This window comes from Pseudomonas sp. 3B-A001-10F, assembly GCF_056313565.1.
Map to the genome: position 1 here is coordinate 81,934 of NZ_JBQYFW010000010.1, position 14,180 is coordinate 96,113.

13 protein-coding genes are annotated in these 14,180 nt (G+C 60.1%); 5 read left to right on the forward strand and 8 right to left on the reverse strand.

Annotated elements, in window-relative coordinates; all coding sequences use genetic code 11:
* Positions 1-197: 197 nt before the first annotated feature.
* From AC0ZWN_RS12135 to bioB, 7 genes are all read right to left on the reverse strand, one after another.
* Positions 198-2,003 carry a phenylacyl-CoA dehydrogenase gene (locus tag AC0ZWN_RS12135; RefSeq protein ID WP_095112722.1) on the reverse strand — a complete coding sequence of 602 codons (1,806 nt, stop codon included), beginning with the start codon at positions 2,001-2,003 and terminating at the stop codon, positions 198-200.
* A 274-nt stretch (positions 2,004-2,277) separates the two neighbouring features.
* Entirely contained in the window at positions 2,278-2,574 is a 297-nt protein-coding gene (locus AC0ZWN_RS12140; RefSeq protein WP_093429944.1) for a pyrroloquinoline quinone biosynthesis protein PqqE, read from the reverse strand.
* A gap of 107 nt (positions 2,575-2,681) precedes the next feature.
* Positions 2,682-3,362, reverse strand: coding sequence for a dethiobiotin synthase (gene bioD, locus AC0ZWN_RS12145; RefSeq protein ID WP_095050294.1), 681 nt, complete (start codon positions 3,360-3,362; stop codon positions 2,682-2,684).
* The gene (bioC, locus tag AC0ZWN_RS12150) at positions 3,359-4,168 is read right to left on the reverse strand and encodes a malonyl-ACP O-methyltransferase BioC (RefSeq protein ID WP_093429942.1); all 810 of its coding nucleotides are present in this window, start codon (positions 4,166-4,168) and stop codon (positions 3,359-3,361) included. The genes bioD and bioC overlap by 4 nt, the downstream gene beginning before the upstream one ends.
* The gene (locus tag AC0ZWN_RS12155; protein ID WP_476335192.1) at positions 4,161-4,892 is read right to left on the reverse strand and encodes an alpha/beta fold hydrolase; all 732 of its coding nucleotides are present in this window, start codon (positions 4,890-4,892) and stop codon (positions 4,161-4,163) included. The genes bioC and AC0ZWN_RS12155 overlap by 8 nt, the downstream gene beginning before the upstream one ends.
* The gene (bioF, locus tag AC0ZWN_RS12160; protein ID WP_476335194.1) at positions 4,885-6,063 is read right to left on the reverse strand and encodes an 8-amino-7-oxononanoate synthase; all 1,179 of its coding nucleotides are present in this window, start codon (positions 6,061-6,063) and stop codon (positions 4,885-4,887) included. The genes AC0ZWN_RS12155 and bioF overlap by 8 nt, the downstream gene beginning before the upstream one ends.
* A 161-nt stretch (positions 6,064-6,224) precedes the next feature.
* Entirely contained in the window at positions 6,225-7,280 is a 1,056-nt protein-coding gene (bioB, locus tag AC0ZWN_RS12165; RefSeq protein ID WP_007910031.1) for a biotin synthase BioB, read from the reverse strand.
* A 91-nt stretch (positions 7,281-7,371) separates the two neighbouring features.
* Here bioB and AC0ZWN_RS12170 point away from each other — a divergent pair, with 91 nt between their 5' ends.
* The 5 genes from AC0ZWN_RS12170 to rarD all read left to right on the forward strand — a co-directional run bounded on the left by AC0ZWN_RS12170 (position 7,372) and on the right by rarD (position 13,267).
* Positions 7,372-8,106: a double zinc ribbon domain-containing protein gene (locus tag AC0ZWN_RS12170; RefSeq protein WP_476335196.1), complete on the forward strand. Its 735-nt coding sequence runs from the start codon at positions 7,372-7,374 to the stop codon at positions 8,104-8,106.
* A 187-nt stretch (positions 8,107-8,293) separates the two neighbouring features.
* Positions 8,294-9,058: a TOBE domain-containing protein gene (locus AC0ZWN_RS12175; protein WP_476335197.1), complete on the forward strand. Its 765-nt coding sequence runs from the start codon at positions 8,294-8,296 to the stop codon at positions 9,056-9,058.
* 70 nt (positions 9,059-9,128) lie between these two features.
* Entirely contained in the window at positions 9,129-11,030 is a 1,902-nt protein-coding gene (locus tag AC0ZWN_RS12180) for a PhoX family protein (protein WP_116254369.1), read from the forward strand.
* Positions 11,031-11,199: 169 nt separating this feature from the next.
* Complete coding sequence (locus AC0ZWN_RS12185; RefSeq protein WP_093429937.1) at positions 11,200-12,174, forward strand: serine/threonine protein kinase; 975 nt, start codon at positions 11,200-11,202, stop codon at positions 12,172-12,174.
* Between the two features lie 205 nt (positions 12,175-12,379).
* Positions 12,380-13,267: an EamA family transporter RarD gene (rarD, locus tag AC0ZWN_RS12190; RefSeq protein WP_476335199.1), complete on the forward strand. Its 888-nt coding sequence runs from the start codon at positions 12,380-12,382 to the stop codon at positions 13,265-13,267.
* Between the two features lie 223 nt (positions 13,268-13,490).
* Here the strand turns inward: rarD and AC0ZWN_RS12195 are convergent, their stop codons facing one another.
* Positions 13,491-14,009 carry a glycine cleavage system transcriptional repressor gene (locus tag AC0ZWN_RS12195; RefSeq protein WP_093429935.1) on the reverse strand — a complete coding sequence of 173 codons (519 nt, stop codon included), beginning with the start codon at positions 14,007-14,009 and terminating at the stop codon, positions 13,491-13,493.
* Between the last annotated feature and the right edge of the window lie 171 nt (positions 14,010-14,180).

Consider the following 14,180-nt stretch of genomic DNA (forward strand, 5'->3'; position numbering starts at 1 on the left):
GACTATCTGAGCGATTTGCCAAGTTTTTTGCCGAATCCGCAGTCATGGCCATCACCAGTAATGGCCATACCTGCGGATTCCCTCAACGATCCCCGCAAAACGGCAGCCGCAGCCCCTCTTTCAGATACCATTCTTGCGCAAAAAAAAAACCGCCGCCCCCTAAGGAGCAGCGGTTTTTCAAAAGACCACGTTAAGGCTTAGTAGCCCAGTGCGAAGTCTTCTTCTTTCATGTCCATCAGGTTGTTGGCGCCCGACAGCATGGTGGCCACATGCGTACGGGTACGCGGCAGGATGCGCTGGAAGTAGAAGCGCGCGGTTTGCAGCTTGGCCGTGTAGAACGCCGCGTCGCCGGTGCCTTCTGCCAGCTTTTCAGCTGCCAGACGCGCCATGTCGGCCCAGAAGTAAGCCAGGCAGGCATAACCGGAATACATCAGGTAGTCCACGGAAGCCGCGCCGACTTCTTCGCGATCTTTCATGGCAGCCATACCGACCTTCATGGTCAGCTCGCCCCATTCCTTGTTGATCGCGGCCAGCGGTGCGACGAACTCTGCAACGGCTTCGTTGCCTTCGTTGTTCTGGCAGAACTTGTGGACGATCTTGGTGAAGCCTTTCAGGGCCTCGCCTTGCGTCATCAGCACTTTACGGCCCAGCAGGTCGAGTGCCTGGATACCGGTGGTGCCTTCGTACAGCATCGAAATGCGGCTGTCGCGAACGTTCTGCTCCATGCCCCATTCGGCGATGAAGCCGTGGCCGCCGTAGATCTGTACGCCGTGGTTGGCGGATTCAAAACCGACTTCGGTCATGAACGCCTTGGCGATCGGGGTCATGAAGGCCAGCAATGCGTCGGCTTTCTTTTTCTCTTCTTCATCGACGCCGTATTTGACGATGTCGACCTGTTTGGCGGTGAAGTACACCATCGCACGGTTGCCTTCGGCGAACGCCTTCATGGTCAACAGCATGCGGCGTACGTCAGGGTGCACGATGATCGGGTCAGCGGCTTTGTCCGGCGCTTTCGGGCCAGTCAGGGAGCGCATTTGCAGACGGTCGCGAGCGTATTTCAGGCCGCCCTGGAAACCGATTTCGGCGTGGGCCAGACCTTGCAGCGCGGTCCCCAGGCGAGCGGTGTTCATAAAGGTGAACATGCAGTTCAGGCCTTTGTTCGCCGGGCCGATCAGGTAACCGGTGGCGCCGTCGAAGTTCATCACGCAAGTGGCGTTGCCGTGGATGCCCATCTTGTGTTCCAGCGAACCGCAACTCACTGCGTTGCGTGCACCGACGGTGCCATCAGCATTGGGCATGAACTTTGGAACGATGAACAGCGAGATGCCTTTGGTGCCGGCCGGTGCATCCGGCAGGCGGGCCAGTACGATGTGGACGATGTTGTCGGCCATGTCGTGTTCACCGGCCGAGATGAAGATCTTGGTGCCGGAGACTTTATAGGAGCCATCAGCCTGAGGTTCGGCCTTGGTGCGCAGCATGCCCAGGTCGGTGCCGCAGTGTGGTTCGGTCAGGCACATGGTGCCGGTCCATTCGCCGGAAACCAGTTTGGTCAGATAGGCTTCTTGCTGCTCAGGGGTGCCGTGCTCGGAGATGGTGTTCATCGCACCGTGCGACAGGCCTGGGTACATGCCCCACGACCAGTTGGCTTCGCCAACCATCTCGCTCACTGCCAGACCCAGCGACTCCGGCAAGCCTTGGCCGCCGTGCTCAACGTCGTGAGCGAGGCTTGGCCAGCCGCCTTCAACGAATTGCTTGTAAGCCTCTTTGAAGCCGGTCGGAGTTTTCACGCCGGACTCGCTCCAGGTGCAACCTTCGAGGTCGCCCACGCGGTTCAGCGGCGCCAGTACCTGCTCACAAAACTTGGCGCCTTCTTCGAGAATGGCGTCAACCATGTCTGGAGTTGCGTCTGCGCAAGCCGGAAGGCTCTGATAGTGCGCTTCGTAGCCGAGCAGTTCGTCACGAACGAAGCGAATATCACGCAAGGGGGCCTTGTAGTCAGGCATAGCGATAAACCTCTGCTGATGTAACCGGGAATGAACGACCGTGTTGATTTGTTGTGACGGTCAAACAGTTGTTTGAAACATACGTTTACGCCGAAATCTTGTCAAGCATCGATCTTTTGCCGTTCGTCCCCGCATCTTTCAAACAGCGGACGCAGCAAACCGCCATGAGCTCGAACGAGTCATGGGCGCTGAAAAAAGATTAGTTGAGGGAGAAGGACTTACAACGAAAAACGCCGCGACAAAGCGCGGCGTTCAGGGTGTAGATGGCGAAAAATCAGGCGAAGGTGTCGATGATCGTACCGAGCATTTCGTCGGAAGCTTTGGCAACTTTTACGCCTAGCTCCACCTGAAATTTGCCCTGGGCCATTTGCACCATGTCGCTGCCCAGGTCCATTTGCTGGCTGCGATCAACGCCGCGCAGACGATCGACCTGCGCTTCCGAAGACTGGCTGGTGACCGAACGCTCAATGGTGTTGTTGGCAATCTGACTGGCGGCCTGATCAACGCGGTTCTGCCCGCTTTGAATCGAGCTCAGACCTGCATAAAAAGCTGTGTTACCGGAGATTTCCATAACAGTTCTCATCCTTGGGAAGGATCAATGGCGCCATTGAACCAGAGGCGCCAGAAAAACACCCGTCAAAAACACTAATGGCACAGTGCCTGCCCATAGAGAAAAGCTTAGTCGAGCAGATCCAGTTGCAAATGATCCGCTACCGCTTCGGCACTCAAGCTCTTGAGTTTCGGCACGCGCCCAAGGCATGGCGCCGGAATTCGCTCGGCCAATGTGGCGAGGTTCTCCTCAAGCCGCGAAGTCTTCGGATCGATGATATTCGCCACCCACCCGGCCAATTGCAGGCCATCACGGGCAATCGCCTCGGCCGTCAGCAAGGCATGACTGATGCACCCCAGCCGCACACCCACCACCAGAATCACCGGCAGCTTCAACGCAATCGCCAGATCCGACAGATTGTCCTGATCCGCCAACGGCACCCGCCAGCCACCCGCGCCCTCGATCAAGGTGAAATCGGCGTTCATCGCCAGAATCTCGCGCATCGGCGCCAGCAACGATTGCACGGTCAACGCTACTCCGGCCTCACGCGCTGCCAGGTGCGGAGCGATCGCAGGCTCGAACGCCACGGGATTGACCTGTTGATAAGTCAGCGGCAGCGAACATTCGGCCAACAGCGCCAACGCATCGGAATTGCGCAGCCCCTTGGGCGTCACTTCGCACCCGGACGCCACCGGCTTGCCCGCCGCTGTGCTCAGCCCGGCCGAACGCGCCGCGTGCAGCAACCCTGCGGCAACCGTGGTCTTGCCGACATCGGTGTCCGTTCCGGTGATGAAATAGGCTGCGCTCATACGGGTTTCTCCAACACGGCGTAGACCACCTGATAAGTCGCCGGCAATCCCGACGCTTCACGGAATTGCTCGTAAGCTTCCACCAGCCCGAGAATCCGCGCCCGTCCGGTCAAACCACCGGGCCGTCCGGGATTCAGATTGTGCGCACCCAAGGCCTTCAATTCATGGGTCAGGCTGCGCACATCGGGGTAATGCAGCACGTGCGGCTGATTCTCCAGACTCAACGTACGCAAGCCACTGGCCGTACACAGTTGCTCATAACGGGTGAACTCGCGGAAGCGGTTGACGTGCACCATCCCGTCGACCTGCCGCCAACTGTCGCGCAACTCGAACAACGTCCCTACACAAAGACTAGCAAACGCAAAAATCCCTCCCGGTTTCAGTACGCGAAAGGCTTCGCTGAGCACTGCATCGAAATCCGCACACCACTGCACCGCCAGGCTGGAAAAGATCAAGTCGCAAGTCGAGTCCTGCAACGGCAGACGCTCCGCATCGCCAGCAATGAAGTAATCAGCGCCGCCCAACGGCCGCGCGTGATCGAGCATGCCCTCGGCAATGTCCAGCGCCAGACCATGGCCCTCGGCAAAATGCGCGGCCAGTGCCCGGGTGAAATAACCGGTGCCACAGCCCAGATCCAGCCAGCGCGACGGTGAAAAATCCGCCGGCAAGCGTTGAAGCAATTGTGTACCCACATCACGTTGCAACTCGGCGACGCTGTCGTAACTGGCCGCCGCGCGGGAAAAAGATGCCGCGACCTGACGCTTGTCAGGCAAGCCGCCGGGCAGCACAAGAGACAAATCAGTCATCACCGCACTCATGTAGAAAAGCCTGGATAGCGCCCGCCAGTCCGTGGGGGTCTTCCAGAAGAAAGGCATGGCTGGCCTGTTCGATCAGACCGATTTCGATATCCGGCAACAGGACGAACAACGCCCCCGCCGCTTCCGCCGGAACGAGAGCGTCCTGTCCGGCGAACAGATGAAATTGCGGGCCGCGAAATGCTTGTAGCGCTTCGCGGATGTCCAGTTGCGCGAGCAGTTCCAGGCCCGCCATCAACGCCGACGGCGCCGTGTGCGGTGCGCCGCCGAGCATCAACCGCGACAAGCCGCGCGCATCTTGTGCACCTTGAGCACAGAGCAGTGAAAAACGTTTGAGGGTCAGCCGGGGATCGGCCTGGCAACCGGCGAGAAACGCATCGAAAGTCTCGCCCGGCATCGCGGTCGGCCACTGTTCATGGGCAACGAAGGAAGGATTGCTCGCCAGCGTCAGCAATCCGCAGCAACGCTCGCCACGGCGCGCCGCCAATTCGGACGCGAGCATGCCACCCAGCGACCAGCCACCGAGCCAGACGTCTTGTGGAATGCGTTCATCGAGTTCATCGAGCCAGTCTTGCAGGTCGCTGGAATCCAGCTCCGGCAGCGGCTCGATTTCCACTTTCAGATGCTCGTCGAGCCCTTGCAAAGCGGCGGCCAGAGGCTCCATCGGCGAAACGCCGAGGCCCCAGCCGGGCAGCAGAATCAGGCGATCACGCATGGCTTGGCTCCGACGTCAGTTGGGCAAAGCAATCGGCCAGTCCCTCTAACAATAGCTGCACCTGCGCCTCGCTGTGGGCGGCGGTCAGGGTCACGCGCAAGCGCGCGCTGCCGGCGGGCACGGTCGGTGGGCGGATGGCGGTAACCATCAGCCCGCGCTCGCGCAACATTTGCGACAACCGCACCGCTCGCCCGGCATCGCCGATCATGATCGGCTGGATCGGCGTGAAGCTGTCCATCAACTCCAGACCGATCTGCTCGGCACCCAGGCGGAACTGGCGAATCAAGGTCTGCAGATGATCCCGGCGCCAGTGTTCAGTGCGTAGCAACTCCAGACTTTTCAGGGTCGCGCAAGCCAGCGCCGGGGGCTGGCTGGTGGTGTAGATGTACGGACGGGCGAACTGGATCAGGCTTTCGATCAGCTCTTCGCTGCCCGCGACGAAGGCGCCAGCGGTGCCGAAGGCTTTACCGAGGGTGCCGACCAGTACCGGCACGTCCTCCTGACTCAAACCAAAATGCTCGACGATGCCGCCACCGTTCGCACCGAGCGGCCCGAACCCATGAGCGTCATCGACCATCAGCCACGCGCCTTTGGCCTTGGCTTCACGAGCCAATGCCGGCAGGTCAGCGAGGTCGCCGTCCATGCTGAACACACCGTCGGTGACTACCAGCGTATTGCCGCTGGCTTTCTCAAGACGCTTGGCCAGGCTCACCGCGTCGTTGTGCAGATAACGATTGAAACGCGCGCCGGACAAAAGACCCGCGTCCAGCAGCGAAGCGTGATTGAGGCGGTCTTCCAGCACCGTATCGCCCTGCCCGACCAGCGCCGTGACCGCGCCGATATTAGCCATGTAGCCGGTGGTAAAGAGCAATGCACGCGGTCGACCGGTGAGATCGGCCAGCGCTTCTTCCAGAGCGTGGTGCGGGCCGCTGTGGCCAATCACCAGATGCGAGGCACCGCCACCGACGCCCCAGCGTTCAGCACCGGCGCGCCAGGCTTCGATCACTTGCGGATGATTGGCCAAGCCCAGGTAATCGTTGTTGCAGAACGCGAGCAATGGTTTGCCGTCGACCACCACTTCAGGCCCCTGCGGGGACTCAAGCAGCGGTCGCTGGCGATAGAGATTTTCGGCACGACGGGCAGCAAGGCGTGCGGCGAGATCGAAAGACATGCAGGCCTCGACTTTCAAGTGACACAGATCCCTTGTGGGAGCGAGCCTGCTCGCGAATAGGCCTTCACATCCAACATCAATGTCGACTGAGGCACCGCTTTCGCGAGCAAGCTCGCTCCCACAGGGGTTTTGCATTCCTTCAGAGGAATCCGCGCAGCTTTTTACACTGCGGCGTTGTAGAACTGCTCACTGCTCTTCTGCTCCACCAGCGCCTGCTCGATCGCGGCCTGATGCACCTCATCGGAATGCTCTTCACGGGCTTCCGGTTGAATACCCAAACGCGCAAACAACTGCATGTCCTTGTCCGCCTGCGGGTTGGCGGTGGTCAGCAGTTTGTCGCCGTAGAAAATCGAGTTGGCGCCGGCGAAGAAGGCCAGGGCCTGCATCTGCTCGTTCATCGCTTCGCGGCCGGCGGACAGGCGTACGTGGGATTGCGGCATGAGGATGCGAGCCACGGCGAGCATGCGGATGAAGTCGAACGGGTCGACGTCTTCAGCATTTTCCAGCGGCGTGCCGGCAACTTTCACCAACATGTTGATCGGCACCGATTCCGGATGCTCCGGCAGGTTGGCCAACTGGATCAGCAGATTGGCGCGGTCATCCAGCGACTCGCCCATGCCGAGAATGCCGCCGGAGCAGATCTTCATCCCCGATTCACGCACATAGGCCAGCGTTTGCAGACGTTCGCTGTAAGTACGGGTGGTGATGATGCTGCCGTAGAACTCCGGCGACGTGTCGAGGTTGTGGTTGTAGTAATCGAGCCCGGCCTTGGCCAGTGCTTCGGTCTGATCCTGGTCGAGACGGCCAAGAGTCATGCAGGTTTCCAGGCCCATGGCCTTCACGCCTTCGACCATTTTCAGCACGTACGGCATGTCTTTGGCCGACGGATGTTTCCACGCCGCGCCCATGCAGAAACGTGTCGAACCGATGGCCTTGGCGCGTGCTGCCTCTTCGAGGACCTTCTGCACTTCCATCAGCTTTTCTTTTTCCAGGCCGGTGTTGTAGTGACCGGACTGCGGGCAGTACTTGCAGTCTTCCGGGCAGGCGCCGGTCTTGATCGACAGCAGTGTCGACACCTGAACGCGGTTGGCGTTGAAATGTGCGCGGTGCACCGTTTGCGCCTGGAACAGCAAGTCGTTGAATGGCTGTACGAAGAGTGCTTTGACTTCGGCCAGAGACCAGTCGTGACGCAGGGTGGCGGTGGTGCTCGCGCTCATGGGTAGTTCCTTGGTTATGCTTGGCTGGCGGCTGCGGGAACGGAATACCCACAGGCGCGACACGGATGTTCGGCATATTTAAGGAAGAGTCATGCGCTGTCAACCACGATACGAAGGACAGGTTTACATCTGTTTAAATAATGTACAGATCTGCTTACTTTGCGATGAGCCGGCAGAAGCAGAAATGCCAATCTGCGTGGCCTGCGAAACGGATTTGCCCTGGCTCGGCGACCACTGCCAGACCTGCGCCCTGCCACTCTCTGCCGCCGGCCTGACCTGTGGCGAGTGCCTGCTAGAGCCGCCGGCGTTCGAACAGGTGGTGGTGCCGTGGCGCTACGGCTTCCCGGTCGACAGTTTGATTACGCGTTTTAAACACAACGCAAAATGGCCGTTTGGTCACCTGCTCGCCGACGTTCTCGGGCAATACCTGCAACATCGCTTCGATGAGGGGTTGCCGAGGCCTGATGTGTTGTTGCCGGTGCCGCTGGCGAACAAACGTCTGCGTCAACGCGGGTTCAACCAGGCTGCGATGCTGGCGCGCTGGTTGAGTCAGTCACTGGATCTGCCGTGCGAAGAACGGGTTCTGCGGCGAGTCAAGGAGACCGGTGCCCAGCAGGATCTTGATGCCAAGGCGCGTAAACATAATCTGCGCAATGCCTTCAGCCTCATGCCGGATGCGCGCATAAAAGACCGACATCTCGCGCTGGTTGACGACGTATTGACCACTGGCGCGACCGCACAGGCTCTCGCCCGGTTGCTGATGAACGCGGGCGCTGCGCGGGTTGATGTTTATTGCTTGGCCCGCACGCCAAACCCCGGAAACTGAAGCCAACGCAATGTTCATGTGGGAGCGAGCTTGCTCGCGAAGGGGCCAGCACATTCAAAATCAATGTTGACTGACAAGCCGCTTTCGCGAGCAAGCTCGCTCCCACAGGGTTCTGCGTCAAGCTTGACTCTCGCGTTGCGAGCGGCCAACTTCCTCCTCCACCGCCACAGCAAAAAAGCACCCATTCATGTCCATGCCTTCCCTGCTCTCCCAGCACATCGTCCGCCGTCCGCAGCGCATCGCCCTGCTGCAACATATCGCCGAACAGGGCTCGATCACCCGCGCGGCGAAAAGTGCTGGCCTGAGCTACAAAGCGGCATGGGACGCCATCGATGAGCTGAACAACCTCGCGCAGAAACCGCTGGTCGAGCGCGCCGTCGGTGGTAAGGGTGGCGGCGGTGCGAAACTCTCCAGCGAAGGCGAGCGCGTTTTGCGCCTGTACCAAAAACTGCAGGCCTTGCAGGCCCAGGTGCTGGAGGCAGCGGAAGACGCCAGTGATCTGGATCTGCTCGGTCGTTTGATGCTCAGAACCAGCGCGCGCAATCAGTTGCACGGCAAGGTCGTGGCGATCGAAGCGCAGGGCCGCAATGACCTGATCCGCCTCGAACTGGCCGAAGGCCTGTGCCTCGACGCGCAGATCACCCACGACAGCACCGTGCATCTGGAGCTGCAAGCCGGCACCGAAGTGGTGGCCCTGATCAAGGCCGGCTGGCTGGAATTGCTCAGCAATGAGCAGCCTGCAACGTTTGGTCACAATCTTCTCAACGGCACCATCGAAGCGATCCTCGACGCCGAGGATGGCCCGAGTGAAGTGCGCATTGCCCTGCCCAACGGCCATACCCTCTGTGCCCTGGCGGAACCGTTGGACCTGCGCACTCGCGGGTTGGCCATCGCACAACCAGTGCAGGTGCAGTTTTCGCCGTCCAACGTGCTGCTCGGCACGCCGCTGTAATCAGGCGCTGCAACGAAAGCGTCATCGACGCTCATTAAGGTGGCTGCCAAAACCAAGCAGGGAGCCTGATGTGAGCCTATTAGAAGAAAACCAATCCACTGACCTGGAAAAAATGGTCGGCCTCAGCCGTCGCGGTTTCATCGGCGCCGGCGCGCTGTGCGGCGCGGCGATGTTCCTCGGCGGCAGCCTGTTGAGCCGCAGCGCGCTGGCCACTGGCGTCAGTGCCGGCAACAGCCGTCTGCTCGGTTTCGAGAGTATTCCGGCGGCAACCACCGACGTCATCACACTGCCCAAAGGCTACAAGTCTTCGGTGCTGATCAGTTGGGGCCAGCCCCTGCAAAAGAACGGCCCGGCCTTCGACCCGAGTGGCAACGGCACCGCTGCCGCACAGGAAGTGCAATTCGGCGACAACAACGACGGCATGAGCCTGTTCGCCTTCCCCGACGACCGCAATCGCGCGCTGATGGCGATCAACAACGAATACACCAACTACCGCTACCTCTATCCGCACGGCGGCATGCCGCAATCGGCCGAAGACGTGCGCAAGGCGCTGGCCTGCGAGGGCGTGTCGGTGATCGAGGTACAGCGCAAGAACGGTCAATGGCAGTTCGTTCAGGGTTCGCGCTACAACCGCCGCATTCACGGCAACTCACCGCTGCGCATCAGCGGCCCGGCTGCCGGTCACGACTTGATGAAAACGGCGGCCGACAAACACGGCAAGAAAGTCCTCGGCACCTTCCAGAACTGCGCCAACGGCAAAACGCCGTGGGGTACTTACCTGACCTGCGAAGAAAACTTCACCGACTGTTTCGGCAGCAGCAATGCCCAGCAACAGTTCGACCCGGCGCAGAAGCGTTACGGTGTCTCCGTCGCCAGCCGCGAGATCAACTGGCACCCGTACGACCCGCGCTTCGACATGGCGAAAAACCCCAACGAACTCAACCGACACGGCTGGGTGGTCGAGATCGATCCGTTCGATCCGCAATCGACCCCGGTCAAGCGCACAGCGCTGGGCCGCTTCAAGCATGAAAACGCCGCACTGGCCGAGACCGACGACGGTCGCGCCGTGGTGTACATGGGCGACGACGAGCGTGGCGAGTTCATCTATAAATTCGTCAGCCGCGACCGCATCAACCATCGCAACGCCAAGGCCAACCGCGACATCCTCGATCACGGCACCTTGTACGTGGCGAAATTCGACAACGGCGACAGCAACCCCGATCACCCGAAAGGCCAGGGCCAGTGGATCGAACTGACCCACGGCAAGAACGGCATCGACGCCAGCAGCGGTTTTGCCGATCAGGCTGAAGTGCTGATCCACGCGCGCCTCGCCGCCAGTGTTGTTGGTGCGACGCGCATGGACCGTCCGGAATGGATCGTCGTCAGTCCGAAGGACGGTCAGGTTTACTGCACCCTGACCAACAACGCCAAGCGTGGCGAAGACGGCCAGCCGGTGGGCGGGCCGAACCCGCGTGAGAAAAACGTTTACGGGCAGATTCTGCGCTGGCGCACCGACCGTGACGATCACGCCTCGAAGACGTTTGCCTGGGACCTGTTTGTAGTCGCCGGTAATCCGGGCGTGCATGCCGGGACGCCGAAGGGCGGCTCAAAGAACATCACTCCGCAGAACATGTTCAACAGCCCGGATGGCTTGGGTTTCGACAAGGCCGGGCGCTTGTGGATTCTCACCGACGGTGATTCGAGCAACACCGGCGACTTTGCCGGGATGGGAAATAACCAGATGCTTTGCGCCGATCCCAAGACCGGTGAAATTCGCCGATTCATGGTCGGGCCGATTGGTTGTGAGGTGACGGGGATCAGTTTCTCGCCGGATCAGAAAACCCTGTTTGTCGGGATTCAGCATCCGGGGGAGAACGGCGGGTCGACCTTCCCTGAGCATTTGCCGAATGGCAAGCCGCGGTCTTCGGTGATGGCGATCACTCGCGAGGATGGTGGAATCGTCGGCGCCTGACAGGCCCTCATCGCGAGCAGGCTCACTCCTACATTTGGAATGCGTGCGTTCCCCAGTAGGAGTGAGCCTGCTCGCGATAGCGTCAGCACAGACACCAACCACCTCCCCGCTGCCATCTGCGCTACCATGCTGGGCCGGACGCGGCAGCCTGCTGCGCGCAGGAGTCAGCATGGCCCACCCGTTTGAAACCCTTACCCCCGACCTCGTGCTCGATGCCGTTGAAAGCATCGGCTTTCTCAGTGATGCGCGCATTCTCGCGCTCAACAGCTACGAAAACCGCGTCTATCAGGTCGGCATCGAAGACTCCGAACCGCTGATCGCCAAGTTCTACCGCCCGCAACGCTGGACCAACGAAGCCATCCTCGAAGAACATCAATTCACCTTCGAACTGGCCAACGTCGACATCCCGGTGGTAGCGCCGCTGATCCACAACGGCGAAACCCTGCACGAACATGCCGGTTTTCGCTTCACTCTGTTCCCGCGTCGCGGCGGTCGTGCGCCGGAGCCGGGCAACCTTGATCAGTTGTATCGCCTCGGCCAGTTGCTCGGGCGCATCCACGCGGTCGGCGCGACCAAGCCGTTCGAGCACCGTGAAGCCCTCGCCGTGCAGAACTTCGGCCACGCTTCGCTGAACACCTTGCTCGAAGGCAACTTCATTCCGAAAAGCCTGCTGCCGGCCTACGAGTCCGTCGCCCGCGACCTGCTTAAACGCGTGGAAGATGCCTACGCCAATACGCCGCACCAGAACATCCGCATGCACGGCGATTGCCACCCCGGCAACATGATGTGCCGCGACGAGATGTTCCACATCGTCGACCTCGACGACTGCCGCATGGGCCCGGCGGTGCAGGACATCTGGATGATGCTCGCCGGTGATCGTCAGGAATGCCTGGGGCAGTTGTCGGAATTGATGGATGGCTACAACGAGTTCCACGACTTCGATCCGCGAGAACTGGCGCTGATCGAGCCGCTGCGCGCCTTGCGCCTGATGCACTACAGCGCCTGGCTGGCGCGGCGCTGGGATGACCCGGCGTTCCCGCACAGTTTTCCGTGGTTTGGCACCGAGCGTTATTGGGGTGATCAGGTGCTGGCGTTGCGTGAGCAACTGTCCGCGCTGAATGAAGAGCCACTGAAACTCTTCTGATTCAAACCTGAACCCTGTGGGAGCGAGCTTGCTCGCGAAAGCGTCATGTCAGTCAGCATAATGTTGAATGTCAGTCCGTATTCGCGAGCAAGCTCGCTCCCACAGGGGTTGTGTGTTCACACATTTCTGACCAATCAGCTACGGCATTCGTAGACAAATCTCCTTACAATCCCTCCTTTGTTAGCTGCCTAAGCAAGGATTCTGCATGCAAGCCGCCAACCCGCGCCGTGGGTACACTCTGGGCCTGAGTGCCTACATCATCTGGGGCCTGTTCCCGATCTACTTCAAAGCCATCGCCGAAGTGCCGGCCGTTGAAATCATCATCCATCGAGTGCTGTGGTCGGCGCTGTTTGGTGCGTTGTTGCTGATGGTGTGGAAACATCCGGGCTGGTTGCGCGAACTGCTCGACAACCCTAAACGTTTGGCGATTCTGGCCTTGAGCGGCACGTTGATCGCGGCCAACTGGCTGACCTACGTGTGGTCGGTGAATAACGGGCGCATGCTGGAAGCGAGCCTCGGTTACTACATCAACCCGTTGGTAAACGTGCTGTTGGGCATGTTGATTCTCGGCGAACGCTTGCGCCGGATGCAGTGGCTCGCGGTCGGCCTGGCGGCGGTTGGTGTGGCGCAGCAGGTGTGGCAGGTCGGCAGTCTGCCGTGGGTATCGCTGGTGCTGGCGTTGACGTTCGGCTTCTACGGTCTGATCCGCAAACAGGCGCCGGTCAAGGCGTTACCGGGGCTGGTGGTGGAAACCTGGATGCTGGTACCGATCGCAATTGCCTGGTTGCTGTTCAATCAGACCGCGACCAGCGCCCAACCGGAGTTCTGGACCACCTCGCAAGCCTGGTGGCTGGTAGCGGCCGGCCCGGTGACATTGGTGCCGCTGGTGTGTTTCAACGCTGCCACGCGTCACTTGCCCTACACCACCATCGGCTTCCTGCAATACCTGGCGCCGACTTTGGTGCTGCTGCAAGCCGTGCTGCTGTTCGGTGAGCATCTATCGTCCAGCACATTGGTGGCGTTTATCTTCATCTGGGCCGGCCTGGCCGTTTACAGCGTCGACGCGGTGATCAGTTTACGCCGGCGCAGCTGATCAAAAAACGTACAAACCCTCACAGGCCACGGTTCTCGTGGCCTGCATCGTTTCTTCCCAAGGTTATCCACAACGTGATCCCCGCCGTTTGTGTGCAAGTCACTGAATGTTGGCGGTTTTTTGATCAGTTCCGCGCAAGCCCCGGCCGGCTTGGCGCTGCGCCCGGTCTCTACAGGTTATCCACAGGCAGGTGCACGTTAAAACTGGATAACCCGGTCAGCGCTTAACTGTCTGTGCGTAATACCAGTTCGACCATCAGATCATCAGCCAGGGTTTCCAGCCGCGACTGCAATACATCCAGCGACAGGGTTAGCGGTACCGCGAGAATCGCTTCGGCGTGGAACAGCGGTTCGCTGCTCATCGGTGCCGGACGCACTTCAGTCACCAGCCGCTCAAGGTTGACGCCCTGCTCGCTCAACAGCCGAGTGATGTCGCGGACGATACCGGGCCGGTCATTGCCCACCAACTCCATGGCGATCGGCTTCCAGGTGCAGGATTGCTCGATGCCACTCTCAGCAATCAATACGCGAATGCCATGCGTCGACAATGCTTGTAAGGCATCGACTAATTCGTCGTAAGCCTCTGCCGGCACCCCGACCCGAAGAATCCCGGCGAACTGCCCGGCCATCCGCGACATGCGGCTTTCCAGCCAGTTACCGCCGTGTTCGGCAATGCATTGGGCGATGCGCTCGACCTGCCCGGGCTTGTCCGGGGCGAATACGGTGAGTACGAGATGGTCCATGGCGCAGCCCTCTTGTCATGACTTTTGTTATAGAAGGGGGAAGTATAGGCAAGGGTCGATTTTGCGTTGAGGCGACCGACGCTTTCGCGAGCAAGCTCGCTCCCACAAAAACCGGTGCCATAGCAGCCAATTACTATTTATGTGTACAACTTTTTATATTTAGCTGGAACA